Annotated in this window: 24 protein-coding genes; 9 read left to right on the top strand and 15 right to left on the bottom strand. The window is 39.2% G+C overall.

Annotated features, from left to right (window positions below):
* The first annotated feature begins 51 nt into the window (after nt 1-51).
* Nucleotides 52-1,401 (top strand): TldD/PmbA family protein, encoded by a 1,350-nt coding sequence (locus tag VB713_RS02040; protein ID WP_323309921.1) that lies wholly within the window; start codon nt 52-54, stop codon nt 1,399-1,401.
* A gap of 76 nt (nt 1,402-1,477) precedes the next feature.
* Here the strand turns inward: VB713_RS02040 and VB713_RS02035 are convergent, their stop codons facing one another.
* The 4 genes from VB713_RS02035 to VB713_RS02020 form a co-directional block, all read right to left on the bottom strand.
* Nucleotides 1,478-1,708 (bottom strand): Ycf66 family protein, encoded by a 231-nt coding sequence (locus VB713_RS02035; protein WP_323309991.1) that lies wholly within the window; start codon nt 1,706-1,708, stop codon nt 1,478-1,480.
* Between the two features lie 144 nt (nt 1,709-1,852).
* Nucleotides 1,853-2,230: an STAS domain-containing protein gene (locus tag VB713_RS02030; protein WP_323309920.1), complete on the bottom strand. Its 378-nt coding sequence runs from the start codon at nt 2,228-2,230 to the stop codon at nt 1,853-1,855.
* Between the two features lie 76 nt (nt 2,231-2,306).
* Nucleotides 2,307-4,661 carry an ATP-binding SpoIIE family protein phosphatase gene (locus tag VB713_RS02025; protein ID WP_323309919.1) on the bottom strand — a complete coding sequence of 785 codons (2,355 nt, stop codon included), beginning with the start codon at nt 4,659-4,661 and terminating at the stop codon, nt 2,307-2,309.
* Between the two features lie 193 nt (nt 4,662-4,854).
* Nucleotides 4,855-4,989 carry a hypothetical protein gene (locus VB713_RS02020; RefSeq protein ID WP_323309918.1) on the bottom strand — a complete coding sequence of 45 codons (135 nt, stop codon included), beginning with the start codon at nt 4,987-4,989 and terminating at the stop codon, nt 4,855-4,857.
* 98 nt (nt 4,990-5,087) lie between these two features.
* Here VB713_RS02020 and VB713_RS02015 point away from each other — a divergent pair, with 98 nt between their 5' ends.
* The gene (locus VB713_RS02015) at nt 5,088-5,348 is read left to right on the top strand and encodes a hypothetical protein (RefSeq protein WP_323309917.1); all 261 of its coding nucleotides are present in this window, start codon (nt 5,088-5,090) and stop codon (nt 5,346-5,348) included.
* A gap of 156 nt (nt 5,349-5,504) precedes the next feature.
* On the opposite strand, the gene VB713_RS28195 is transcribed toward VB713_RS02015, so the two are convergent.
* The 3 genes from VB713_RS28195 to coaD all read right to left on the bottom strand — a co-directional run bounded on the left by VB713_RS28195 (nt 5,505) and on the right by coaD (nt 8,484).
* Nucleotides 5,505-6,713, bottom strand: a complete 1,209-nt coding sequence (locus VB713_RS28195; RefSeq protein ID WP_416242401.1) for a GUN4 domain-containing protein — start codon at nt 6,711-6,713, stop codon at nt 5,505-5,507.
* Nucleotides 6,714-7,354: 641 nt separating this feature from the next.
* Nucleotides 7,355-8,023 (bottom strand): DivIVA domain-containing protein, encoded by a 669-nt coding sequence (locus VB713_RS02005; protein WP_323309916.1) that lies wholly within the window; start codon nt 8,021-8,023, stop codon nt 7,355-7,357.
* Complete coding sequence (gene coaD / locus VB713_RS02000) at nt 7,933-8,484, bottom strand: pantetheine-phosphate adenylyltransferase (RefSeq protein ID WP_323309915.1); 552 nt, start codon at nt 8,482-8,484, stop codon at nt 7,933-7,935. Before coaD ends, VB713_RS02005 begins: the two co-directional genes overlap by 91 nt.
* 177 nt (nt 8,485-8,661) lie before the next feature.
* Between coaD and lgt the strand changes: the two genes are divergently transcribed.
* The 4 genes from lgt (at nt 8,662) to rlmN (ending at nt 12,479) form a co-directional block, all read left to right on the top strand.
* A complete protein-coding gene (gene lgt, locus VB713_RS01995) occupies nt 8,662-9,543 on the top strand; it encodes a prolipoprotein diacylglyceryl transferase (RefSeq protein ID WP_323309914.1) in 882 nt (293 codons plus the stop codon).
* A gap of 184 nt (nt 9,544-9,727) precedes the next feature.
* The gene (gene cobM / locus VB713_RS01990; RefSeq protein ID WP_323309913.1) at nt 9,728-10,540 is read left to right on the top strand and encodes a precorrin-4 C(11)-methyltransferase; all 813 of its coding nucleotides are present in this window, start codon (nt 9,728-9,730) and stop codon (nt 10,538-10,540) included.
* Nucleotides 10,541-10,881: 341 nt separating this feature from the next.
* Complete coding sequence (locus tag VB713_RS01985) at nt 10,882-11,235, top strand: phenylpyruvate tautomerase MIF-related protein (protein ID WP_323309912.1); 354 nt, start codon at nt 10,882-10,884, stop codon at nt 11,233-11,235.
* A gap of 173 nt (nt 11,236-11,408) precedes the next feature.
* A complete protein-coding gene (gene rlmN, locus VB713_RS01980) occupies nt 11,409-12,479 on the top strand; it encodes a 23S rRNA (adenine(2503)-C(2))-methyltransferase RlmN (protein WP_323309911.1) in 1,071 nt (356 codons plus the stop codon).
* A 44-nt stretch (nt 12,480-12,523) separates the two neighbouring features.
* Here rlmN and VB713_RS01975 read toward each other — a convergent pair whose 3' ends face one another.
* Nucleotides 12,524-12,703, bottom strand: a complete 180-nt coding sequence (locus VB713_RS01975) for a replication restart DNA helicase PriA (protein WP_323309910.1) — start codon at nt 12,701-12,703, stop codon at nt 12,524-12,526.
* 533 nt (nt 12,704-13,236) lie between these two features.
* Here VB713_RS01975 and VB713_RS01970 point away from each other — a divergent pair.
* Together VB713_RS01970 and VB713_RS01965 are read left to right on the top strand one after the other, a co-directional pair.
* Nucleotides 13,237-14,289: a DNA cytosine methyltransferase gene (locus VB713_RS01970; RefSeq protein ID WP_323309909.1), complete on the top strand. Its 1,053-nt coding sequence runs from the start codon at nt 13,237-13,239 to the stop codon at nt 14,287-14,289.
* A gap of 24 nt (nt 14,290-14,313) precedes the next feature.
* Nucleotides 14,314-15,426, top strand: a complete 1,113-nt coding sequence (locus VB713_RS01965) for a hypothetical protein (RefSeq protein WP_323309908.1) — start codon at nt 14,314-14,316, stop codon at nt 15,424-15,426.
* A gap of 22 nt (nt 15,427-15,448) precedes the next feature.
* Here the strand turns inward: VB713_RS01965 and uvrC are convergent, their stop codons facing one another.
* The 7 genes from uvrC to VB713_RS01930 form a co-directional block, all read right to left on the bottom strand.
* The gene (gene uvrC / locus VB713_RS01960) at nt 15,449-17,326 is read right to left on the bottom strand and encodes an excinuclease ABC subunit UvrC (protein WP_323309907.1); all 1,878 of its coding nucleotides are present in this window, start codon (nt 17,324-17,326) and stop codon (nt 15,449-15,451) included.
* Nucleotides 17,327-17,661: 335 nt separating this feature from the next.
* Nucleotides 17,662-18,564 (bottom strand): NF038130 family PEP-CTERM protein, encoded by a 903-nt coding sequence (locus VB713_RS01955; RefSeq protein WP_323309906.1) that lies wholly within the window; start codon nt 18,562-18,564, stop codon nt 17,662-17,664.
* 340 nt (nt 18,565-18,904) lie between these two features.
* Nucleotides 18,905-20,101, bottom strand: a complete 1,197-nt coding sequence (locus tag VB713_RS01950) for an LL-diaminopimelate aminotransferase (protein WP_323309905.1) — start codon at nt 20,099-20,101, stop codon at nt 18,905-18,907.
* A gap of 164 nt (nt 20,102-20,265) precedes the next feature.
* The gene (locus VB713_RS01945; protein WP_323309904.1) at nt 20,266-20,601 is read right to left on the bottom strand and encodes a thioredoxin family protein; all 336 of its coding nucleotides are present in this window, start codon (nt 20,599-20,601) and stop codon (nt 20,266-20,268) included.
* 494 nt (nt 20,602-21,095) lie between these two features.
* The gene (locus VB713_RS01940) at nt 21,096-21,884 is read right to left on the bottom strand and encodes a PspA/IM30 family protein (protein ID WP_323309903.1); all 789 of its coding nucleotides are present in this window, start codon (nt 21,882-21,884) and stop codon (nt 21,096-21,098) included.
* A 226-nt stretch (nt 21,885-22,110) separates the two neighbouring features.
* A complete protein-coding gene (locus tag VB713_RS01935) occupies nt 22,111-22,812 on the bottom strand; it encodes a PspA/IM30 family protein (RefSeq protein ID WP_323309902.1) in 702 nt (233 codons plus the stop codon).
* A 205-nt stretch (nt 22,813-23,017) separates the two neighbouring features.
* On the bottom strand, nt 23,018-24,214 hold the full coding sequence (locus tag VB713_RS01930; protein ID WP_323309901.1) for a hypothetical protein: 1,197 nt from the start codon (nt 24,212-24,214) through the stop codon (nt 23,018-23,020).
* Nucleotides 24,215-24,311: 97 nt separating this feature from the next.
* Here VB713_RS01930 and VB713_RS01925 point away from each other — a divergent pair, with 97 nt between their 5' ends.
* On the top strand, nt 24,312-24,857 hold the full coding sequence (locus VB713_RS01925) for a DUF721 domain-containing protein (protein ID WP_323309900.1): 546 nt from the start codon (nt 24,312-24,314) through the stop codon (nt 24,855-24,857).
* Nucleotides 24,858-24,916 lie beyond the last annotated feature (59 nt).

The following is a 24,916-nucleotide window of genomic DNA, read 5'->3' as shown; positions in this document are numbered from 1 at the left end:
GGAGGTTCGCTGAGTTTTTTTGTGTTTGCTAATTGTAGGTTTAGGATAATTATGAAATTTGAAGAGTTATCAGTTTTAGAAAGTAATTTTAATCAGTTGGTAGAAGGTTTGTTGATTAAGAAAATGGCAACTGAACATTTTACTGTGAGACTTAGCAGTGAAATTAGTCAGTTTACTCGCTTTAATCATGCTAAGGTGCGACAAACAGGATTAGTTGCTGATGGTTGGATTAAATTGACTTTAATGGAAAATCAGCGCAGTAGTTTTCGTCAGTTTCCTTTTACTGGAGTTTGGGAAGTTGATTGGCAATTAGGGTATAATGCTTTGCAAGAGTTACGTGAAGAGTTGACTTTATTACCTATTGATCCTTATCTAATTATACCTATAGGAGCTAATACCAGTCGGGAAGTAAATACAGGAAAACTATTAACATCAGAAACAACTATTTCTAATATTTTGGAATCGGTTAATGATTTAGATTTTACTGGTATTTATGCTGGAGGAGTTGTTATTAGAGCTTATGGTGACTCTAATGGGCAGAAACACTGGTTCGCAACTGATTCTTTTACTTTAGATTATTCTTTGTTTAGAGAATCAGGACAAGCTGTAAAAGGTACTTTTGCTGGTAGTAATTGGGATGAATCTACTTATATTGCTAAAATAAATGATGGTAAAGAGCAATTAGTCATGCTGTCTCATCCAGCAAAAGAATTACCAAGAGGACAATACAAAACTTATTTTGCACCGTCTGCTGTTGCTGAATTATTGAGTATGCTTTCGTGGGGTGCTATTAGTGAAGCTGATATTCAACAAGGGAATAGTGCTTTAGCTGTTTTATCACGTCAAGAAAAACAACTTTCAGCAAAATTTACTTTAAAGGAAAACTTTCAACAGGGTTTATTTCCGAGATTTAATGATTTAGGCGAAATGGCAGCACCAGAGTTAAATTTAGTAGAAAAAGGGATTTTAATCAATACTTTAGTTAATTCTCGGACTGCTAAGGAATATAATAAACCCGCTAATGGTGCTAATAGTTCAGAAACCTTACGTGCGCCAGAAATCAGTCCTGGTAATTTAGCATTTGCGGATATTTTAACCAGTTTAGATACAGGGTTATATGTTTCTAATTTGCATTATTTAAATTGGAGCGATCGTCCTGCTGGTAGAATTACAGGTATGACACGTTATGCCTGTTTTTGGGTAGAAAATGGCGAAATAGTTGCACCTATTGAAAACCTACGTTTTGATGAAAGTCTCTATCGTTTCTGGGGTGAAGACAATTTGGTTGATTTAACCGATTTTCAAGAGTTTATTCCCGATGTCGGAACTTATGAAAGTCGTCAATTAGGTGGTAGTTTAGTTCCTGGTATGTTGGTGAAAGATTTCACTTATACTTTATAAAAGTATTGTGCAAAGATGCAAATAAGCTTTCTTATCTTTGCGTCTTTGCGTGAAAATAATCTAAAAATATCTTTACTTATTTTCTATCAATTGTACTAATTACAATATCTTTGATGAGCAAGTAAGTAATTAATATGAACAACAAAAATTGTACAAACTGAAGAATAGGATCTAATCTCCAACCTTGAAACAATAGGATGAATCCACAAAATAGCATGATCAATGGTACAAATATTAATTGAATAATATCAAATACCAATATTAAATTCCTAGGTTTAGGTCGGCGTAAAAATAGCAAAAATAGCATAACTAAAAAGTAAGCAACCGCAAAAAGTAAATAAATAATTCCAATTAAACTAGTGCTGTTTCTACCAAAACTGACTTGAGCTAAAGTGAACATTGATCAAAAATCCTGTGAGAAAACCTGCGGTTGGTACTACTACGAATTATTTTAATCACTTTCTCCATCTACTTCAGCTTGCATGGCTTCCAAGTAGGCATCTAACTCTTGAGTATTGGCAAACACCTCAGAGAGAGGAACAGCTTTAACGATATCAAATACTTTCTTCACTTGAGGAGTAGGATGGGTAAAATATACCTTACCCTCTCTTGATTTCATCGTTTTTCGCGCCTTGGCAAGAATTCGTAGTCCGGCACTGGAGATAAAATTCAATTTCTGGAGATCTAAAATCAGAGTCTGGATGTTCGGTGTCAAGCTGTTGTGAATAGATTGATCCAAATCCGCTGCTGTCAGTGTATCAAGCTGACCGTCCAATGCTAAACACAAGGTAGTGGGGTTAGTAGTTTCTACGTAGATTTGCAATGACATAGATTATTATTTTGTAATTAGTATTTATTTGTAGTTTAGCTGAAATTGGGTGATTTTAAGCTACTTTAGCGATCGCCTATGGCCGGCGTTTCGCGATCGCTTGCCGAACTGTCAAAATGTTCTTACCGTTGAGATAAACATAGTCTACTTGCTCTGCGAGTTCTTGCACCAAAAAAAAGCCAAATCCGCCCAGAGAGCGATCTTCATCATCCATCATCATATCTGGTGAGGCAATTTCAGTTAAGGGATTAAAAGCCTTGCCACTATCTTTAAAAGTCATTATTAACTGTTGATCATTGATTTCAACTCGCAAGTCAATATAACCGCTGCTGTGATTTTCATAACCATATTGAATAATATTGACTAAAACCTCTTCGACAATTAACTGGGCATCTTCAATCAATTCCACAGTCAGACTAGCTGCCTGCAAAATCTTACCTAAGCTTTGTTTCACTGTCTCTAACTCAGTTAATTCGCTGTTGAGAGTCAGGTTCCATTCCATAACATTTACTGCTTGAGAAAAAGGACTTGACGGTAGATACTGCACAGCTAACAAGGTCATATCATCTGATTGCGGTGCATCCCCCACAAACTCCTGGCAAAAATGTACAATTGTGCGAACTGCACGGGCTGGGTTGCTTGGTGGATAGGATGTCATCATCTCAATTAACCGGGTTTCAGAAAATATCTCGCCCTGGGAGTTCATCGCTTCTGTGATGCCATCAGTATAAAGTAAGATTAAATCGTTGGCAGCAAGTACACACTCACTTTCCTCAAACAGAGAATCTTCATACAGTCCCAGTGGTGGACTAGTTTCCAAATCTAGATACTTAACCTGCTGATCGTGTATCAATATAGGAGCATCATGACCGCCACTGGCATAAATAAATTTGCCACTACGTAGATCGATTACACCGCAAAACACGGTAACAAATAAACATTCTTCATTTTCGGCACATAGTTCCTGATTAACGGTGTGCAGGATTTCCCTGGGGGTATGGAAGGGTTTGGTGAGAGTGCGAATTAAGGTGACAGTGCGTGCCATCAGTAGTGCAGCGGGGAATCCTTTATCAGCGACATCGCCAATAATTATGCACAAGCGATCGCTTCCCAAGAGAAAAAAGTCATAGAGATCACCACCCACAATCCGCGCAGGTTTCAATAAAGCAGATATCTGATATGGCGAATTAGGACTGCTATCTACAGTAGTCCGGGGAACCATTGTGCGCTGAATTTGGGCAGCAATAGAAAGTTCGCTTTCTAATTTTTGTTTAGCCGCTGTTGTCTCTTGCAGATTGCTGATATACAGTTGCAGAGAATCGCGCATTTGCCGAAAAGATTGGGTTAACCGCCCCACTTCATCATCGGAAGTAACTGCGGGTAGGATGGTATCAAGGTTGCCCTGAGCCATTTCTTGTGTGCTAGTGTTGAGTTCACGCAAAGGGCGGGTAGTAAGTTGAGAAATAAAGGCAATTACCACACATATCAACAACATATCCTTCGACATGGAAACAATTATCAACCACAGGTATTGTTGTTGAAATTGCTCTAACTTCGCAGCGGGAAATGTGATGCCAACAATCCAATCTGTAGAGTTTACCTTTGTCGTTACTAAAATACCTTGGGAATTATTTCTAGTATTAATCAACCCCGGACTTGATTCCTGATTATTTAGACTATGATTGTGCTGAGATAACGATATCTGAAGTAGTTGAGGATTTTCTGGTTTGACAATCCATTGTGAATTTGATGGTGAAAACACAAAATAATTACCCAATTCTAGACCATGCGATTGATTTTTCTGGGCTAATTTTTCTGCCATATTAGGAGATACCCAATCTAAATTCACTTCCATCGCCAGCCAATTGATAGTTTCTGGATTACTATTAGCAGATAAAGGAACGCAATAAGTGATAGCTGATGGATGATTAAGGGGATAGGGTTGTGTCCAAAACGGTGAGGTAGCGGGGGTATTGCCCTTGATTTGGCAGCGAGTTAGCCAAACTTTGCTTGCTTCTAGATTAAGTTTGGTGTATTTTCCCTGTCGGTCATAGTACCATCCAGTCTCAGAAATATTGCTGGCATTAATGAGTGCAATTGCCTGAATTTGAGGCTGTTTTTCAACCAGAGCTTTTAATATTGATAACAGTTCATTTTGATTAACAGCATTGGAATTTTGTGCAGATTTTTCAATACCATAAATCGACAGCAGAATACTTCTTTCAATGGCTTGCAGTTTCCCTTCCATCTCATTGGCAACACTGTCAATTCGAGACTGAGCTAAATCAATCAACCAACCATCTACACTTTTTTGTAACAGTTTACGTGCTTGCCAATAGGAAACCCCATAAATAGCGATCGCTGCGACAACACAACTAAATATCAAGCGATGGGTAATACTTTTAAAGCGAAATATGGATAGCTTCTTCATAACTAAATTTGTTTATAAAGCGGTGTGGATAAACTCATATTTGATATAACAAGTCCTCTCATAATACAAATATTGTAGTTGTATTTTTTGGGGCTTTGGTAATTCTTGATAATGCACCCATGACTGAACCTTTATCAGTTCCGTTGTCATCCCAACCTGTGACTATATCCCATAATAATAGCTGTCGTGGTGTCTAGGATATTTGGGTGAGTTGTTGGAGGACTTGTTCTATTGGTTCTTCTTCGACTCCGACTATATATAGTAGGGGATAGCGGGCGCGAAGCATTAAGTCTATTCGCTGGATTAGTTGGTGATGAGGGTTATTCATTTGTGTAAATAGGGAATAGTTGTTAATGTATCAATTTTTTGTTAAATAAATGTATTTTGCAGTATAATGTTTATATTCTTTAGATTAAAAGCAATTTTATGTCTACTGGTAAATATATACATCTATTAAATTCAAATGAAATAGAGTTGGTGAAGGAAATATTACTACAAGTTTCGCCAGAGATTTTAAGTAAAACGATTAGTTATTCTAAAAATCCAGAAACTCTAAAAAAATTAATAACTATAGATATAGTTAAAATAAAAAACGAGGTTGAACATTTAGGAACACCAGAACAATTAAAAATCATTGAGAAGTTAGACAGTCTATATCAGCCCAAAGATGCTTTTTTCAAACCATAGTATTTCTGTAGGAAATAATCTCTTGATAAGTCTTAGAAAGTTGCTGTAACCGTTATATATGACCGATTTAGTTGTTCCTCATTTCAACTATATCACCCTTGAGGAGTTTAACTTTAACTATTGTGGAGGCATCCCTTGCCCGCCTAAATCTTTAAATTAGGTGCGTTTTCGCTTACAAGTCTGGATGCGAGTGAACAGATCCATCGACCGCAACGTCAAAGAAGTCAAAGAAGTCAAAGAAGTGGGACGAAGAGATAAAGGCAGATTCTCAATCTCGCTATAAGCCAACCCGTACACCGAACCTGCCAGCCCCCTAGTCCTAGTTTTAGAGCTATAGCAGCTATAGAGATTCTCAATCTCGCTATAAGCCAACACGTCTTCCAAACCAGAACCCTGCCGATGCTTCAAATAAGCCTTCCCTTCACAACCCTTTACTAAACCCCGCGGTATATCTTCCATCTCCATACCAACAATTTCATGATGAACTGACCAAGGAAGTAGACCCTTTGGCCCTTCTTTATTAGCAAATTCTTGTGAGTATGTCATTCTATACAACTCCACCGCTTCTGGAAAAGAAAGATAGTAGTAGTCATCCCACGAGTCTGGATAGAAACTGGGCAAGATATCACTGTATCGGTTGCTCACCCACCCGTTTTTCCTCCATCCTACTTTGTCACAAAAAGCTAAGGCTTCCGAAACTGTCCAATCTTCAGTTCCACCCAAACTTTGATAAATACGCTGTTGAACAGAAAAACCAAACTTTCCATTGCTATATTTTACCCACAACTTGTCAATAGTACGGAGGTCTTCACAGGGGAATTTATTAATACTGTCAATATTTAACCAACCTTCTCTTTCCCGTTTGGCTACTGCTAACATTACCCGTCTTGTTTCTTTGTCAGCTTCTTCCCATTTCCCTGCTGCGAGTAAATCTCTTAAATGAGTATAGTCTGTTGAACATCCTAGTTTTAAATGTGCATCGGAGTTTCTTAATGCCTGATTAACTTTACTTATTAAGATTTGTTCAATATTTTGTTGATTTGGGTGTTTAAAGACAAATTTTCTGATTTTCTCAAGTAAGCTTGGTTCTGAAGATTTATTTTCTTCTTTCCAAAACTTTAACAATAAATAAGCCGCTTTTTGTACTTTTAAAATCTCGTCATTTAAACTTGCAATTACCAAATCTAAACCCTGTTCCCCATAATTTAAGGCTTGCTCAAGTGCAGCAATTCTCACCTGTGCATCTGGATTTTGTAACCGCAACTTTACCCCTTCAATACCACCTAAAACCGCAGCACCTTCTAGAGATGGACTATTACCACCAAGCACAGCATCGTATTCTCGCGGTTGTTGTGGATTATTCATGATTGGTTAATGATTGGTTTCATGTATGCTGTATTAAAAATAGCATATTATTGTCTGAATCAGGATGTCCAGGATTTGAGGATGTACAGAATGTGATTGGATGATTTTTTGTGTTGTGGTGAATGTTGTGGTTGTCATAATCAGGATGTCCAGGATGTAAGGATGTACAGAATGTGATTGAATGATTTTTTGTTAGTTGTTGATGATTGTTATAGAGAAAGGTTAATTTTTATGAAATGACCGTAATAATCAATATATCATTCACTTCTAGTAATCATCCTGTTAATCCTTTAATCCTGGGTATCCTGATTCTGACAATTTTATAATCTGAGTCATTAACCATCAAATAACAATCCTGTAAATCCTTTAATCCTGGGTATCCTGATTCAGACAATATATTACAATGTGATATAGAGGTAAGTCAGGAGTCAGGAGTCAGGAGTAAAACTGGCTTTGTGTATAGGTTTGAATTTAGATTTAGATGTTGTACCTCCTAACTACACAAAATGCTGTATCTGATTTAGACATTTTAATATTTAAAATATATCATCATGAATTTACTAAAAATTGGATGCAATACCAGGAAAGGTAAATGCATCAAGATGATTTTCAACTTCGCCACAATTATGAATTACGAATGATTATCTCTTTTTAGAATTGGGTGAATTACGCTGCTTTGGTATATCTCCTCGCAGTTGTAAACGGCCATTAGTGATAATTCGCAACATTTCTTGAAGATCCTGTTCGATATTTTCCAGGACATTATCGGCATATTGATCGGCACCATCTTCAATTTCTTGAGCTTGTGCGATCGCACTTTGTCTCATTTCCTCCAATTCTTGCATACAAGCACGTCGTTTCTGCTCAATTTCTGCCAGAGTATCTTGCATCATCGCATCACACTCTTGCTGCACTTTTCGCCGCAACTGTTCAGCTTCCCGTTCTGCCTGTCTGATAATATCGCTCTCAGCCAAAATTTGCGCTCTTTTGGCTTGTGCTGATTCCACAACCTGTTGTCCATATTCCTCAGCTTCCAGCATGATTTCCTCCTTTTGTTGGAGGAGTTCCGCCGCTTCCTGAAACACCGACGGTAAAGAAACACGCACAAAATCAAGCTGTTCTAGTAGCTTATCTTCATCTACTAGAGTGCGTCGTACTAGGGGAATTTGTAGACCAGAAAGAACAATATCCTCCAGCCGATTGAGTTCTAGCTGAATATCTACACCTGTTGGTCCAGTAGGCTGCTCTGGAGGTGGTGGGTTGTTTCCGTTGTGATTAGATTCAGGGCGGGAGAGTTTTGGTTGTAGCATTGGTATATATCTAAGGCAATGTGTGGGGGAACGAGATGATCGACAGAGCCACCAAACTTTGCAATCTCTTTTACCACACTACTACTTAAAAAACTATACTCATTTGAGGTTGCCAGAAAAACTGTCTCAATTTGAGTAGAAAGTGTTTTATTAGTGTGAGCCATTTGCAGCTCGATCTCAAAGTCGGAAACCGCTCTTAAGCCGCGTAACAAAACTTGTGCTTGTCGCATTTGGGCATAATTAACGGTCAGACCGTCAAAGCTATCTACTTCCACATTAGGTAAATGTTTTGTAGTCAGACGAATTTGGTCTATTCTTTGTTGTACTGTAAACAGTGGCATTTTGTTAGGATTTCGCAATACAGCCACTATCACCCCATCAAACAGCCGACTACCCCTCTGAATAAGGTCAAGGTGTCCTAAAGTAATAGGGTCGAAGCTCCCAGGATAAATAGCAATCATTCATATATATCAAACGGCTTTAGGTAATTATAGCGACAGAAGCGGCAGGGGAGCAGGGAGCAGGGAGCAAGGGGGAAAAATGAAACATTTCCTATTTTGAATTGATTTCCACCCAGCTTATGATGTTTAGGGTCGGGAACGTAGCAGTAGTCAATCAACTCTTTTAGGTAATTTTGCATGGAACTGGATTTTTTTGCTTTGCCCTTAGGGTTTCAATTTACTTCTCCAGGACCGATTCTGTTAAAACTAGGGCCGATAGTTATCCGCTGGTATGGCTTGTTGATCGCCTCAGCCGTGTTAATTGGCGTTAGCCTTTCCCAGTATTTGGCAAAACGTCGTCACGTTGATCCAGAGTTAATCAGTGATTTATCAATTTGGCTGGTAATTGGAGCTATACCCGCAGCTAGGCTGTATTACGTTTTATTTCAATGGTCAGAATATTCCCAGCATCCAGAACGGATAATTGCGATTTGGCAAGGAGGTATTGCCATTCACGGAGCGATTATCGGCGGTGTAACGGCGGCGTTAATCTTTGCCAAACTCAAAAAGATATCTTTTTGGCAATTAACTGATTTGGTAGCGCCTTCGCTGATTTTAGGGCAAGCGATCGGACGTTGGGGAAATTTTTTCAATTCTGAAGCTTTTGGCAACCCTACGAATTTACCCTGGAAGTTATATATTCCCCCTGAGCGTCGTCCCCCTAGCTTGGCTAATTTTGAATACTTCCATCCCACGTTTCTCTACGAATCTTTGTGGGATTTAATGGTATTTGCACTGCTGCTAACTTTATTTTTTCGCGCTTTATCTGGCAAGCCAAGGCTAAAGGTGGGGACTTTATTTCTAGTTTACTGGGTAGCCTACAGCTTAGGGCGCTTGTGGATTGAAGGCTTACGCACAGATAGCTTGATGCTAGGTCCGCTGAGAATAGCGCAAATAGTTAGTTTAACAGGAATATCCTTTGGTTTGGCTGGTTTAGTCTGGCTTTATTTTCTTAAACGCCCTTTACCTGATGTTGTTTCCCCCTCTAAAGGTAATGGGGTAATGGGGACTGGGGATTAGGGACTGGGAGAGGTTAATAATCCAATGACCAAGGACTAAAAATAAAAAATGCCCCAGAGTTCTCTCTAGGGCTTAACCAGGGTGCATCTACCATTTCTCTCTACTAGGCAAAGGGAGTTGATCCGGAAAGGCTCTGAGCAAATGCCAAAATTTTTTTTGCTGCTGAATTTTTGTGTGAGTTTGTATGAGTGAATGTACGAATGATTTGAGTTACGCCAGTGTGATGCCACATCCCTTAGAATCAGCGGTGTATATTGTGGGTGCAGGGCCTGGAGATCCTGATTTATTAACGGTGAAAGCCCAAAAATTGCTGGCTGCTGCTGATGTAATTTTATTTGCTGATTCCTTAATTCCTGAACAGATTTTAGATATTTGTCGTCAAGATGCTGAGATTATTCGCACGGCAAATAAGACTTTAGAAGAGATTTTGCCGATTATGATTGAGAAAGTGCGATCGCACAAATCTGTGGTTCGTCTTCATTCCGGTGATCCTAGTCTTTACAGTGCTATCCACGAGCAAATGCAGCTTTTAGCCGAGGCAAATATCCCTTTTGAAGTCATCCCTGGTATCAGTGCTTTCCAAGCTGCTGCGGCTAAACTGAAGATAGAATTAACTGTCCCTGGTTTAGTGCAGACTATCATCCTCACCCGCATCAGTGGACGGACAGAAGTCCCCGCGACAGAGGAATTAGCTACCTTAGCAGCACATCAAGCTAGTCTTTGTTTATATTTGAGTGCGCGTCATGTCGCTGATGCTCAAACTAAACTACTAGAACATTACCCACCACAAACCCAAGTAGCAATTTGCTTTCGCATTGGTTGGCCTGATGAAAAAATCCTGGTTGTTCCTCTTGACGAAATGGCAACTTGTACACACAGAGAACAATTACTCAGAACTACACTTTATGTAATTAGCCCCGCACTTTTACCAGTAACAGGTCGCTCTCGTTTATACCATCCTGAGCATAATCATTTGTTTCGTTCATCTCATCTTTAAAGTGCTGAGTACTGAGTACTGAGTGCTGAGTGTGGAGTGTGGAGTGTGGAGTGTGGAGTGTGGAGTGTGGAGTGTGGAGTGTTGAGTGTTGAGTGTTGAGTGTGGAGTGTGGAGTGTGGAGTGTGGAGTGTGGAGTGCTGAGTGTAGAGTGCTGAGTGTAGAGTGCTGAGTGTAGAGTGCTGAGTGTAGAGTGTGGAGTTTTGAGTGTGGAGTTTTGAGTGTGGAGTTTTGAGTGCTGAGTTTTGAGTATGGAGTTTTGAGTGTGGAGTTTTGAGTGTGGAGTTTTGATGTAATTTCACATAGACTTGGTATTAGTAATTGTCAAGTTAAAATTTTTGATTATGCCATTAATTAAAGTCCAAAGTTCTGTAGCTGCCCCAGAGAAAAGTGAAATTGAGTCAATGCTCAAAGGTCTTTCCGCTAAGTTGGCTAAACATACAGGTAAACCAGAATCTTATGTAATGACTGCCTTTGAACCGGAAGTACCCATGACTTTTGCCGGAACTACTGACCCAGTTTGCTATATTGAAATTAAGAGTGTTGGCACAATGAAGCCTGAACAAACCTCAGCTATGAGTCAAGACTTTTGCCAGCAAATTCATCAAGTTTTGGGTGTTCCTAAAAATCGAATTTACATAGAATTTGCAGATTCTAAAGGTTCAATGTGGGGTTGGAATAGCACAACTTTCGGTTAATCAAGAAATTTGACTCTTTTTCAGGTTCTAGATGATTCTCAATTCTTTTGCCTGAATCTTTAATCGTCACGAAAAACTTTTATGGCTTACGCCACCCTATCGGCAACCCCTACAAACTAGGAATTATTGTGAGGGGTGTAGGATAGAGATCCCGCATCAATTAATGATTTTTTATGTCTTCTACACCATTTGTCTCTCAGGTAGATTTACCCGAATCTGAAAACTCTGAACTTGTTTCTCCCCTCCTCGGTGCTTCGGTAACGGAGTTAACTGCTTGGGTTCAGCAGCAGGGACAACCTGCTTATCGGGGAAAGCAATTGCATAATTGGATATATGATAAGGGAGTGCGATCGCTCGCTGATATTTCTGTGTTTCCCAAAAGTTGGCGCGAGCAAGTTGCAGATGTTCCCATTGGCCGCTCATCTCTACATTACCGTTCTGTTGCACCGGATGACACTGTAAAATATCTTTTGAAACTCGCAGATGGGGAAATTGTTGAAGCTGTGGGTATCCCCAGTGATAGGCGGTTAACGGTATGTGTTTCTACTCAAGTTGGTTGTCCGATGGCTTGTGATTTCTGCGCTACGGGGAAAGGCGGCTATAAACGCAATCTTAGCTGTGCGGAAATTGTTGATCAAGTATTAACTGTACAAGAAGATTTTCAGCAACGGGTGAGTAATGTCGTGTTTATGGGGATGGGTGAACCGTTGTTGAATACGGAGAATGTCATCTCTGCGATTAAATCCATTAATCAAGATGTGGGCATAGGAGCGCGATCGCTTACCGTTTCTACTGTAGGCATCCGCGATCGCATTCGTCAACTAGCCGAACACCTTTTTCAAATTACCCTAGCGGTGAGTCTCCACGCACCTAACCAAGCATTACGGGAACAACTCATCCCCAGTGCTAAATCCTACCCTATAGAAGACTTGCTAGATGAATGTCGAGAATACGTAGAAATAACAGGACGCAGAGTTACCTTTGAATATATCCTCCTCGCTGGAGTAAACGACTTACCAGAACACGCTTTGGAATTATCAAAACGTCTGCGGGGTTTTCAAAGTCATGTAAATTTGATTCCTTACAACCCCATTGAGGAGGTAGATTATCAAAGACCAAACCGCGATCGTATTCAAGCCTTCGTTAACGTTCTCCAACAACAAAACACCGCTGTTAGTGTCCGTTACTCCCGTGGTTTAGAAGCTGATGCAGCTTGTGGACAATTGAGAACAAGTAAAAGGTAATTGGTAATTACAAATTATTTAACCAGTTCCCAGTCCCCAATAGTTTACCTTTTTGCGTAAATACCTGGGGCATAAGCCTCAATGACTTTACCAGTACGAGTGCAGGTGATCATCAAATAATCACAACTTGGGCATTGTGTCCGTGTAATTTGACTCTCAGCAATGTAGTGACGTTCAGCGGCACTGCCGCAATTTGGGCAGTGAATTTTTTGTAATACTTGCATTTTAAAACCCCTGGATTTAATAAAATTTTGGAAAAATTTGCAAAAACTGTAACTCTAGTCAGTAAATATTTCAGCCTTAAAATTGGCTAACTTTTCTTAACAAACTTTAACAGAAAAAAATTTTGATATTCTTTCGTCATTATCCTAACCTTTATACTTCATTGCCCTCACACTTTAGATATAGAAATTTACTTTTGCTGTAATTTCTTCTGAGGTTATTAGTGATCCCTGGCTATAAATCTTTGAGACAGTCGTGTTTTTCCTCTTGTTTCAAAATAGTCTGTCTTTGTATTCAACCGTTACAGACTGAGAAAAACTGTAGTTTAAGTCACAAAATTTGTATTTTTATATTTAATTAAGATTTGGTATCCGGTGAGTATCTCACCAAAATGGAATTAATACAGCGCTGTTGATGATTATTGTAGCTTCTGAAACTGAGTAGATAAATATACCACATGATCTCAATTTTTGAAGATGTTGTCTTAAACTTTGCTATAATGTTGAGTCTATTTGTATTAGATACAACTTATTTTATGGAAAAATTTAAACTCAAATTTGCTGATCTCTTCGCAGGTATTGGAGGTTTTAGATTAGGGTTTGAAAAAGCAGGATATGACTGTGTATATTCATGTGAAATTAATGAAGCTTGCCAAAAAGTCTATTTTCATAATTTTGGAGAAATTCCCGCAGACGATATCAGAAAAATTGATTTTAAAAATTTACCTTATTTCGATGTTTTAACGGCTGGTTTTCCTTGTCAACCTTTTAGTATTTGTGGTAGAAAAAAAGGATTTCAGGATACTAGAGGAACTTTATTTTTTCATATATGTGAAATCATTGAATATATAAAACCCCCTGTAGTTATCCTGGAAAATGTTAAACATATATTACATCATGATCAAGGTAAAACATTAGAAGTAATACTATATTCTTTAGAAGATATAGGTTATATAGTTAATTACGAGATTCTTAACTCTAAGGATTTTGGTTTACCACAAAATAGAGAAAGAGTAGTATTTGTTGCCACAAAAGACAAAAAATTTGATTTTAGCCTTCTCAAGAAAACTCATCCATTTCCCAAGCTAAGAGAATTTTTGTGTAGTTCTGGAGAATTTGAATATTTAAATCCCCAAGAATACACAATGATAGATCATCCAAAAGAACAACCATCTGGTTTGATTTTTGTAGGATATCGTAATAAAAGTATCTGGAAAACAGGTGTAAGGCCAAACACAGAACATTTATCAAGAGTTCATCATCAGCCTAATAGAATTTATTCTATAGAAGGAGTTCATCCAACAATACCTTCTCAAGAAACTTCAGGTAGATTTTTTATTTATATCCCAGAAGAAAATGCAGTTCGTAAATTAACACTGCGGGAATGTTATAAAATTATGGGTTTTCCTGATGATTTCAAAACTCACAATAATTTAGCAGAATGTTATAAACAAATAGGCAACTCTGTATCTATACCAGTCATGTATGAACTTGCTAATCAAATTAAAGAACAAGTTTTTTCTGATATAAAGATACAACCTGAAATAATTAACTTCAGAGGAAAATTTCAGCTAAAAACAAACATTTAATGATCAATACCAGTGCTAAATCAAATGAATCACAAAGAAAAATTGTTGCAAATTTATGATGAATTACCAGAATTTGATATTACACAAATTCAAATTCCGCAAGAGTATCAAGATTATGTGATTGAAATTGCGAAAAAATGCTTTGCAAGAAAAGCAGTTTCAACAGTACTAATTACTCTCTTAGTACATAAGATTTTATATCCATTTCAGGATATTAGATATCATCAAGCTGAAATGCCAGGTGGTTTTTCAGGGAGAACTATAGATACAAAGTACATTACTCCTACATTAACAGAGTTAGGCTTACCTGCAATGGCAGAAAGTGGTTGGTTAACTCGTTCTTTTGAACAACCTTATCCTTATACGTTAAATTATAATGGCAATATCAGTCCTAAGTCTCTGAAAACGGCATTTTTAAACATTATTGATTTTGTGCAAACCCATCCTGAACAATCAGAAGATGTGTTAAAGTTACTACTAAAATTTATCCAATCAGCCAAGAATACCAACTTAGTTGAAATTATTAAATTAACCAATACTGAAAAGTTAGATATAAAAAGTTTAGTCGATGCTTTAGAAGAGCATTTTAACTATAACTATAAAACTAAAGGAGGTTCAAAATTACCTGTGATTGCCTTCTATGCCATTTATCAAATTTTAGTGAGAGAAATTTCTAGATATAATTCATACACACTGGGAAAATTAGGCAGTCATACAGCTTCAGATAGAACTTCTAAGACTGCTGGAGATATTGAAATTTTTGATGAAAATAATCATCTTGTTGAAGTTATAGAAATAAAACATGGACAAGAAATAAATCTGCAAATTGTTTATCGTGCTAAAGATAAAATTCTGAAATATAATCCTGGCAGATATTATATCTTTGCTTCGCAAGAAGTTAAACAATCAGAAGCTGTTCAAATTAATGAAGTTATTAAAGAAGTGACATTAGAACATGGATGTCAAATAATTGTTAATGGAATTATACCCACAATTAAATATTATTTAAGGTTAATCATGTCTATAACTGATTTCATGGATATTTATTCTAAATTAATAGAATCAGATACTGAAATTCAAAAAATTCACAAAGATAAATGGAATGAAATTTTAGGTAAATTAATGATTGATGATTAAAGTCAAGATAAAATTAGATTTCTCAACTAGGATGAAAATAATCATAAATCTCTTGTGCTAAATGAGTTCCAATTCCCGATACTTCAGCGAGTTGTGTGAGTGTCGCTTGACGGATATAATCAACAGAACGAAAATGAGCTAAAAGCAACTTCTGACGATGTTGTCCTAAACCGGGAATTTCATCTAAACGCGATCGCGTTAATTTATCACTTCTTTGCTGACGATGGAAACTGACTGCGAACCTGTGTGCTTCATCCCGCAAGCGTCTCAACAACTGTACCCCTGGTTGTTCTGCTTCTGTTTTTAAAGGTTGAGATGAACCAGGTAAAAAGATTTCTTCACGTTTTTTCGCTAAACTGACAACCCGTAAATCTGCTAACAAATTCATTTCTTCTAAAATAGTCACAACAGCAGATAACTGACCTTTACCACCATCAATCATAATTAAATCAGGCCAGTCAGGATTATCCAATCTTGCTAATTTGGGATTTTCGATATATTTTCTAAAACGTCTTTGAATAACTTCTGCTAAACTGGCAAAATCGTCAGAATGTCCAATCTTAATATCAGGATTTTTAATTTTGTAATGACGATAATATTGTTTTGCTGGTAAACCATCAATAAATACGACTTGAGAAGCTACCGCATTAGAACCTTGAATATGAGAAATATCATAACCTTCAATACGTTGGGGTAAATCGGGTAAATCGAGAATTGCAGCTAAATCTTGGGTAGCTTGGAGATTACTACTTCCCAATTTCTGCATTCTTTGTAACTCAAATTGGGCGTTACGTTCCACCATTTCGATTAATTCTGCCTTAGTTTGACGCAAAGGAGCTAAAATTGTCACTTTTTTACCTTTGCGTTGAGTCAAAACATCAGTCAGAATTTCTGCATCAATTAATTCATGTTGTACCAAAATTTCTGTGGGAATTTCTACACTTTCCGCAGTTTGGTAATGTTCTTCTAAAACTCGTTGTAAAATAGCTCCAGGTTCGGCGTGAGCATCCGCTACAAACCCTAATCTTCCGACTAATTGACCTGCACGAATTTGGAATAATTGAATACAGGCGTGTTGATCATCTGCGGCTAAAGCGATCGCATCCCGCGACACGGTATCATCTGGTAAGGAGACTTTCTGCTGTGCATTCAGAGCTTTTAAACCAGTAATTTGATCACGAACTCTTGCTGCTGTTTCAAAATTCAATTCTTCAGCCGCAGCTTGCATTTGTTCTGTCAAAATATCAATTAGTTCCTGACTTCTCCCTTGGAATACCATCGCTACCTTTTGGACTATTTTGCGATATTCTTCGGTGGAAACCAGTTTTTGACAGACACCAGGACAGCGACCAATATCATAGTTTAAACAAGGACGGTCTTTAAATAAAGGTTGTGGCCTTTGTCTGAGGGGAAATATGCGTTTACACAGGTGGACTATTTCTCGCAGTAACCCAGAATCTGTATAAGGCCCGTAATATTTATCTTTGGCTTTCCCTAATTGGCGTTTGCGGGTAATGAAAATACGCGGATATTCTTCTGACCAAGTGATGCAGAGATAAGGATATTTTTTATCATCTTTGAGTAAGACATTAAAATATGGCTGGTGCTGTTTAATTAAATTGGCTTCTAGTGCTAAAGCTTCTACTTCGGTGTCAGTGACGATAAATTCAATCTCTGTCACCAACTTAACCATTGTGTTGATGCGTTCCGTCTTGTTGGTAGATTCCCGGAAATAGGAACGAACACGCGATCGCAATTTTCGAGATTTACCTATATAGATTATGCGATCGCTTCCATCTCGCATCAAATAAACTCCCGGTTCAGCGGGAATCTCTCCCAGACGGTTTTCCAGTCTTTCGGGATTTTTAACTAGTGGTAGTGTTTGAGCAGATAGAGTCACGGTTAAAGTTAGGTAATTTTACAAATATACCCTTCTTTATTTTAAGAAATATTTCTGAGAAATTGGCTGCTGCTATTGAGAATATAAAAAAATTGTTTGCAATACATAGAAATAGTAGAGGTAAAGTACAATCCTCAACCCCTACCTTCTAGATTTATGGTATTGAATTGAAATCTGAGAGGATGTTTGAAAAGTATCAGAATTGATCGAGATCACCCCAACCCCCTTAAAAAAGGGGGGCAAAATTTCTCAAAGTCCCCCTTTTTAAGGGGGATTTAGGGGGATCTACAAGTGTTAGATACCACACGAAAAAGTTTTCAAACATCCTCTGAGTTTTAAGCAGACGCTTTTTTAAATTTGCGTTGTGCAGCTACAATACCAGCAACACCAAGCACACCAAACATTACAGAAGGTTCGGGTACTGCTTGAGGATCTCCTTGGATGGTGACTTCATAATTACCATTGTGGGAGTTAGTATTATCGTTTGAATTTAAACCTGAAGCAGTAGCTTGAAAACTGTAGAGATAGTCAGTGACTCCATCATAGGTGTATTTGACAACTTCACTGGCTTGAAATCCAGCGGGTAGAAAACTTGCAAATGTAGCAAATGGTGAACCTGTTGCAGAATAAGCAGCTTTTAAATTGTAGTGACCTGCTAACCCAATTTTAATTAAGCCAGTTGTATCATCTTGGTTAACATAGGAGATATTAGGGTCGCTAGAGCGTTGAAAACCTTTTAATCCTAAAAATTGGTTGAACATTCCCTTTGCGAAGTTAGTACCAATAAATCCACCATAACCAGCCTTGGTGATAAATTTATTGAACCACTGATTAGCAAGGTTATTTTGTCCATAGGACATATTCAAGGTAGCTCCAAACCAATCCGATGCTGTCAAGCTACTCAGGGTAATCTCTTTGCCACCAATTTGCCCTGACAGAGTTGTATTTTTAGTGAAATCAGTTGCAGTAAAGGTTCCTTTTTCGGTGCTGGCACGTAACTCAACGTTACCAGTAGGGCTTCCAGCGTTGCCAGTTAAGACTGCTGCTGCATTTGCTGAGGTGCTAGGTATTAGAACTGTGTTGTTCCCGGAAACACCATAGACTAAATAATCACTTGCCGCTGTGCCACCAATAGTAGCACCAGTGAGAGTACCAGCTTGTGCAGGGGTAACTGCTACAGCACCCAAACCAATCGCCATTGATGCACCAACTAACAATTTCCCAAAAGAGTTTTTCATTTTTTTAGCGTCGAGTTTAAAGTTATTTCTATGCTTTCGAGCCGAGTTAATTATAGACATATCCATAAAAGCAGAGACGTTCAGTGGAACGTCTCTACAAGGATTCTAGGAAACGTACATTTTATTTTCACTAGATGTCTAATAGGCTTGCTAATTAAGCAGTAGCTATTGCCGACTTAGCTATTGCCGACTTAATAGTGGAACACACAAATATACTCTAAAGGAATTTAGCGGTTTATTTGATAAAGATAGTGTATTTTTTCAATAAAAACATAAAGATTATTACTGTATTTGTCTACGTTAATTTACTTAGAGAAGCTGGAACAGCCTGAATTGACAATTATTTCAGAAACTCTGCAATTCTCTCTACAGCAGTTTCTAAAACATCTGGCTCTTGTACCAATGCAAAACGCACATAGCCTTCTCCAGCTTTGCCAAAACCTGCACCAGGGGAAGCAGCTATACCAGTTTGTTTAACTAGCTCGGTGCAGAATTCAATGGAATTGTTACTCCAAGGTTCAGGTAATTTTGCCCAAATGTACATTGTTGCTTCGGGTGTAGGAACGTTCCAACCAATGCGGTGTAAGGCATTTACGAAAGCGTCACGACGTTGACGGAATGTATCAACGGCAACTTTAACACCATCTTGATTTCCCGTGAGTGCTGCGATCGCACCGTTTAAAATTCCTAAATATTGATTAAAGTCTACTGCTGCTTTTACTTGCCTTAAGGCTTGAATTAGTTCAGCATTACCGATCGCATAACCTATGCGGAAACCACCCATATTGTAAGACTTCGACAGGGTAAAAAACTCAATAGAGACGCTTTTCTCTGGGTCAGCTTGCAAAATTGAGGGAGCGAGGGATTGGGGATTGGGGATTTCGGCTTCTGTAAAGACTAAATCTACGTAGGGGAAATCGTGAACTAGGACGATATGATGTTGTTGACAAAAAGCTACGGCTTCTTTAAAAAACGATAAAGGAGCGATCGCACTGGTGGGATTATGGGGATAGCTTAATACCATCATCCGTGACTGAGCCAAAACTGAAGCGGGAATATCAGTCAACACGGGTAAAAAATTATTTTCTGCCTTTAATGGCATTGCGTAAATTTGCCCACTAGCTAAATAAACTCCTCCGACATGGGAAGGATAGCCAGGGTCTAATAACAAGGCAAAATCGCCAGGATTAAGGATTGCTAAGGGTAAATGAGCAGTTCCTTCCTGAGAACCAATCAGAGGTAAAACTTCTGTTTCTGGGTCAACTTTAATGCCGAATTTTTGTTCATACCATTGTGCTGCCGCTTGACGAAAACCTTGTGTACCTCGAAACAGCAAATAACCGTGAGTACTGGGATCATAGAGAGATTTGGCGATCGCTTCAATGACATGATTTTCCGCCGGCAAATCCGAAGATCCCAGCGACAAATCAATTAATTCTCTCCCAGCGGCCACAGCCACAGCCTTGGCTCTGTCCATATCCGCAAATACATTAGATTGTAGAGGTTGTAAACGCCTAGCAAATTGCATTTTAGTCATTGGTCATTGGTCATTGGTCATTGGTCATTAGTCATTAGTCATTAGTCATTAGTCATTAGTCATTGGTCATTGCTCAATAGTCATTGGTCATTGGTCATTGGTCATTGCTCAATAGTCAATAGTCAATGGTCAATGGTCAAATACTATCAACCACTGACTAAAGATTAATTATTATTTAAATGCTGTTCTAAAAGGCTGAGTAATTTATCTTTGGTAATTACTCCTTCGGTGGATTCTATGAGTTTGCTATCTTTAATTAGCCTTAATGCTGGTACACCTTCCACTTGATATTGTTTAACGGTGACAGGGTTGGGATCTATTTCCATTTTCACAATTTTCAAGCGATCGCTGTAAGTATTAGCAGCTAAATTAATCATTGGCGACATCAATTGACAGGGACCACACCAAGAAGCCCAAAAGTAAACTAATACAGGCTGCTCGGCTTTTAATACTTCTTTGTCAAAGTCGGCATCAGTGATAGTAATTATACCTTTACTCATTAAAGTCTCCATTAGGTGGCATTGATCAAAGTTGACTCACAGAATACTTTATCCCAATCTGTTCCCACTCCACTATTTATAGCAAGCCTAGAGAACTGCGGAGAGATTTATGGACTTAGACCCAAAAATCAAAAAATGCAAGGTGAGTAAAAGCGATCGATTTATTTCTGACTTTTAGTTAAAAGTCTATGATTAAGAAGGGTAAGTAATCTTACATAGGGCTTGCGGAAAAAGACTTTTCGTTAGAGCTAGGAGTCAGGAGTCAGAACTAATCAAGAATGCAGGTGTAGCTCAATTGATGTGGTGAGAGCAATGGCTTTTTTTGCGATCGCACTATTGCAACTAATACATTGATAGCAGAACTAGCTCAAGACTGGAGTAAACCTGAAGGGACACAGTTGATTAAACTTTTATTTCCAGACGTGCTGCCCATTTGATCGAAAATCCCACAGCCAAGAGGTGTAGGATTCTCTCAAAAGATTTTTCTGCAAACGTTACAGATTATCCAATTGCTTGCGTAGGGCTTCCAATTCAGCATCAACTGGTTCAGCAGGTTTCGCTGTACTGGTTGGTTGTGGGGATGCGGTACTTGGTTGTTCTGACGTTAGTAGTTTTGGTTCTGGAGCAGGTGCTAATGATGCTTTTAGGGCTGCTAATTCATCATCTACATCACTACCAGATTCTAACCGTGCAAATTGGCTTTCTAAATCTGCACCTGCCAACTCTCCCATTGACTGAGCGCGAGCTTCCTGGATCATTACCTTTTCTTCCATGCGCTCAAAAGCAGACATGGCGCTACTGGTATTCATCCCACTGACCATACCTTGCAGTTGCTCTTGGGCTTTAGCTGTAGTAATCCGGGCTTTGAGCATTTCTTTCTTGGTTTTAGCTTCAGAAATCTTGCTTTCTAGTTGGATTAAATTGCGCTTCAGGCTGTCTACCTGAGTAACTTGCTGATCTAGGCTGGCTTTGAGTGCAGTACCAGTTTCTGTGTAGGTCTTTTTGCGCTCCAAAGCTTGACGTGCCAGGTTTTCGTCACCTTTTTGCAGAGCTAGTTGGGCGTTACGTTGCCATTTGTTGATTTCATTTTGCCCATCATTGTACTGTTTCTCGGTTCGTTTTTGGGCTGCGATCGCTTGAGCCACTCCCTGACGTAGCTGTACCAAGTCTTCCTGCATTTCCAGGATGGCTTGTTCTAGCATTTTTTCTGGATCTTCGGCTTTACTGATCAGATCGTTAACATTAGAACCAATTACTCTTTTAAGACGATCAAATAATCCCATAAGTCTGTTGTTCCTGTTGAGGTTTACGCGCTTGGTTGGAAAGTGAGCTTTTTTATGGTTTAATAGCTACCTATTTTAAATTTAATCTTTTCAGTTGGGATTGGTATCCTCTCTCCATTCTGAATCATGAAGCTATAATTCAGCTACATTAACTTAATTTGCAATTTAGTCATAGGAGTATGGATTACGCCAAGCTACGTTATCCGTAGTGATGGGAACATCTCCCTCATCTCTCCATCTCCCCATCTGCTTGCGTTTTTTTATCTACCTCACCTAACATCTGAGTTTTCATCGCTGTTAGTTCAGCATCAATGTTATTACTAGATTTCAACTTAGCAAATCTTGTTTCCAGATCATCACTACTAAGTTGAGCAATTACTTCTGTTTGCGCTTCCATCTGCAAGACTTTTTCTTCCATCCGTTCCCAAGCGCTCAAACTTGTTGTGGCAGAAACTCCACTTAGCATTTCTTGAAGTTTATAAGATGCTTGGGCAGAACGAGCGCGAGCAATATACATATCTTTTTTGGTTTTTACCTCCACAATTTTCGACTCCAGTGTCCGCATATCCTGTTTCAGTTTCCCCACAACTACTTGTTGCTGCTCTATTTGCTGAAGGAGAGAAGTCGAAGTTTCTTGGTAAGCTTGGCGTTTGGTGAGAGCTTCTCGTGCTAGAGGTTCATTACCTTGTTGCAGAGCTAATTGGGCGCGACGATACCATTCTTCTGCTTGGGATTTAGCAGCCACTGCTTGACGCTCAGTGCGTTTTTGAGTTGCGATCGCACAAGCAACCCCTTGCCGCAATTGCACCAAATTTTCCTGCATCTCCAGAAAAGCTTTCTCCATAACTTTTTCCGGATCTTCAGCACCATTCACCAAATCATTGAGATTAGAACGAATTACCCGCAGAATACGCTTCATCACTTCCATCTTGACTCTACTCCATTAGGGGGATTGGTGATTGGTGATTGGGGACTGGGGACTGGGGATTGAGGACTGGGGATTGGGGATTGGGGATTGGGGACTGGGGATTGGCTAGAAAAGTATTTATCTTTCTTCCCCCTGCCCCTGCCCCCTGCCTCCTGCTCCCTGCTCCCTGCCCCCTGCCTCCTGCTCCCTGCCCCCTGCCCCCTGCCTACTTCTGTACACTAGCTTTAATTCCCTTTGCTTTTAGTTGTTGCAACCTGAGTTTTACTTCCTCTTTAGTCTTCAACGCACCCAGATAAATATACTTTTGGTTAGGGGATAAATAGGCATCAGGAACTACTTGTCGCGCAGCAGTTAAAGCACCCTTGCCTTGATTATCAACCACCACATAATAGAACCCATCTGATGACGGTTTGATTTCTTCATTTAGCGTTGGTGAGGTTGCCGTTGACTGAGGCTGAGGTGTTGGGGTGACAGGGGTGACAGGGGGGACAGGGGGAACTGAAGTTTGGGGAATTACTGGATTTTTTGGAGTTTGGACGGCGATAGGTTGAGGTATTGCTGTCGGAGTTGGTTGGACTTTAGGTTTCAAACCCACTACATCATTGGGATCTTTCACTTCTGGAAATTCACGAGCAGCCAAATTAGGATATTTGGGTATTGGTGTAATTTCTGGTACTGCTATCGGTGGGGCATTACTCTCAGTTATTTCAGGATTTACAGTATTTGGTGAAGAAGTAACGTTAAATAATTTACTTAAATTCAATTGCGGTAAAGTTTTGGGATTGAATACCACATAACCTAAAGTCAGACTAGCCAATAACAGCAGCAGCATAGAACCAATACCCAAAGGTGATAGTAAGCTGTCACTAGAATTACTTGATTTCTTTGTTGGTGGTTGTTCTTCAGTCAAACTCCGTAGCAGTGCTTCACTAGATTCTAAATAGTCATCTGGCTGTTTAGAAGTATCCTCAGATGGGAGGAGAGCTTGATTTTCAGAAGCTTTAACCTTTGTCGGTACTATGCTGCTGATGGATTTTGGATCTGCTGGAGTTTCTGTTTTGCTAGACTCTTGGCTAGAAGACAGATGGAAATGATCAATTTCTTCCTGTTTGTCTATCCCTGGGGATGGGCTTTCCTGGGGAATTGGGTTAGTGTTGACTTCTACTGCTGACTGAGTTTTTCCCAGTGTTGCAGTCATGCCATTTTGTTGGGGTTGATTACTCATGTAAGTCTCTACACCAACTTGTTTTGGCGGACGAAATCCACTGCGTGTGCGTCGGTATCGAGTTAACTCTTGATCTAGCTGCACTTCTAAACTCGCCAGTGCTGTGGATAGTACTGGCTTTAAGCCAGACTGGTTAGGCGGTTGAGTGCCAGAATCGATTATGGGATTTTGACTCATTACCATGATGCCTCAAACCTAATACTGCTGGATAAATTTTATTAGAATTTTATTAAATTCTATACCAAGCTCAATTTTTGCTTTGTTTGGATTAAAGATGTCATTCAAATCTGTTAATGATATTTTAGGCATTCTGGAACAGAAAGCCAAATGGCAAGAACAACCATTTCAATACGTGCTTAAGTTTTGGGTAGAAGTGGTTGGTGCTAAGGTTGCAGCACACACTCGTCCTGTGTCAATTCAGCGAGATGTGTTGTGGGTAGCAACTTCTAGTGCTGCTTGGGCGCAAAATTTGACTTTTGGGCGCAATGCCATACTTGTAAAGTTAAATAAAAAGTTACCTGCACCTTTGATGGATGTTCGGTTTTCAACTGCTGAGTGGAAGCTCATGCCATTAAAAGGAAATCAACCACCAACGGTTTCACCACCAGAACATCCTAGTTACCTCGGTGCTAAGAGTGGTTCTGAACCTGAAGTTAAAACCTCTGTTGACGATGCTCAGAGTGCATTTGCGGGTTGGGCTAGGGCTATGCAAGAGCGATCGCACAATTTACCCCTTTGTCCACAATGTCAATGTCCCACACCACCCGGTGAACTCCAGCGTTGGCTTGTTTGTTCTCCATGTGCTGCTAAAGAGTGCTAAGAGGGGAGTCAGGAGTCAGGAGTCAGGAGTCAGGAGTCAGGAGTTCAGGAGTTCAGGAG

The organism is Anabaena cylindrica UHCC 0172 (assembly GCF_034931625.1).
GTDB classification, from domain to species: Bacteria; Cyanobacteriota; Cyanobacteriia; order Cyanobacteriales; family Nostocaceae; genus Anabaena; species Anabaena cylindrica_A.
Note: the sequence above shows the minus strand (reverse complement) of the source record. Positions and strands in the feature narration are given on the sequence as shown.

Bases quoted from the DNA above. Each gene is read 5' to 3' on its own strand.
- VB713_RS02040 (WP_323309921.1), top strand. From the start codon at position 52: ATGAAATTTGAAGAGTTATCAGTTTTAGAAAGTAATTTTAATCAGTTG.
- VB713_RS02035 (WP_323309991.1), bottom strand. From the start codon at position 1,708: ATGCTATTTTTGCTATTTTTACGCCGACCTAAACCTAGGAATTTAATA.
- VB713_RS02030 (WP_323309920.1), bottom strand. From the start codon at position 2,230: ATGTCATTGCAAATCTACGTAGAAACTACTAACCCCACTACCTTGTGT.
- VB713_RS02025 (WP_323309919.1), bottom strand. From the start codon at position 4,661: ATGAAGAAGCTATCCATATTTCGCTTTAAAAGTATTACCCATCGCTTG.
- VB713_RS02020 (WP_323309918.1), bottom strand. From the start codon at position 4,989: ATGAATAACCCTCATCACCAACTAATCCAGCGAATAGACTTAATGCTT.
- VB713_RS02015 (WP_323309917.1), top strand. From the start codon at position 5,088: ATGTCTACTGGTAAATATATACATCTATTAAATTCAAATGAAATAGAG.
- VB713_RS28195 (WP_416242401.1), bottom strand. From the start codon at position 6,713: ATGAATAATCCACAACAACCGCGAGAATACGATGCTGTGCTTGGTGGT.
- VB713_RS02005 (WP_323309916.1), bottom strand. From the start codon at position 8,023: ATGCTACAACCAAAACTCTCCCGCCCTGAATCTAATCACAACGGAAAC.
- coaD (WP_323309915.1), bottom strand. From the start codon at position 8,484: ATGATTGCTATTTATCCTGGGAGCTTCGACCCTATTACTTTAGGACAC.
- lgt (WP_323309914.1), top strand. From the start codon at position 8,662: ATGGAACTGGATTTTTTTGCTTTGCCCTTAGGGTTTCAATTTACTTCT.
- cobM (WP_323309913.1), top strand. From the start codon at position 9,728: ATGAGTGAATGTACGAATGATTTGAGTTACGCCAGTGTGATGCCACAT.
- VB713_RS01985 (WP_323309912.1), top strand. From the start codon at position 10,882: ATGCCATTAATTAAAGTCCAAAGTTCTGTAGCTGCCCCAGAGAAAAGT.
- rlmN (WP_323309911.1), top strand. From the start codon at position 11,409: ATGTCTTCTACACCATTTGTCTCTCAGGTAGATTTACCCGAATCTGAA.
- VB713_RS01975 (WP_323309910.1), bottom strand. From the start codon at position 12,703: ATGCAAGTATTACAAAAAATTCACTGCCCAAATTGCGGCAGTGCCGCT.
- VB713_RS01970 (WP_323309909.1), top strand. From the start codon at position 13,237: ATGGAAAAATTTAAACTCAAATTTGCTGATCTCTTCGCAGGTATTGGA.
- VB713_RS01965 (WP_323309908.1), top strand. From the start codon at position 14,314: ATGAATCACAAAGAAAAATTGTTGCAAATTTATGATGAATTACCAGAA.
- VB713_RS01955 (WP_323309906.1), bottom strand. From the start codon at position 18,564: ATGAAAAACTCTTTTGGGAAATTGTTAGTTGGTGCATCAATGGCGATT.
- VB713_RS01950 (WP_323309905.1), bottom strand. From the start codon at position 20,101: ATGACTAAAATGCAATTTGCTAGGCGTTTACAACCTCTACAATCTAAT.
- VB713_RS01945 (WP_323309904.1), bottom strand. From the start codon at position 20,601: ATGAGTAAAGGTATAATTACTATCACTGATGCCGACTTTGACAAAGAA.
- VB713_RS01940 (WP_323309903.1), bottom strand. From the start codon at position 21,884: ATGGGATTATTTGATCGTCTTAAAAGAGTAATTGGTTCTAATGTTAAC.
- VB713_RS01935 (WP_323309902.1), bottom strand. From the start codon at position 22,812: ATGGAAGTGATGAAGCGTATTCTGCGGGTAATTCGTTCTAATCTCAAT.
- VB713_RS01930 (WP_323309901.1), bottom strand. From the start codon at position 24,214: ATGAGTCAAAATCCCATAATCGATTCTGGCACTCAACCGCCTAACCAG.
- VB713_RS01925 (WP_323309900.1), top strand. From the start codon at position 24,312: ATGTCATTCAAATCTGTTAATGATATTTTAGGCATTCTGGAACAGAAA.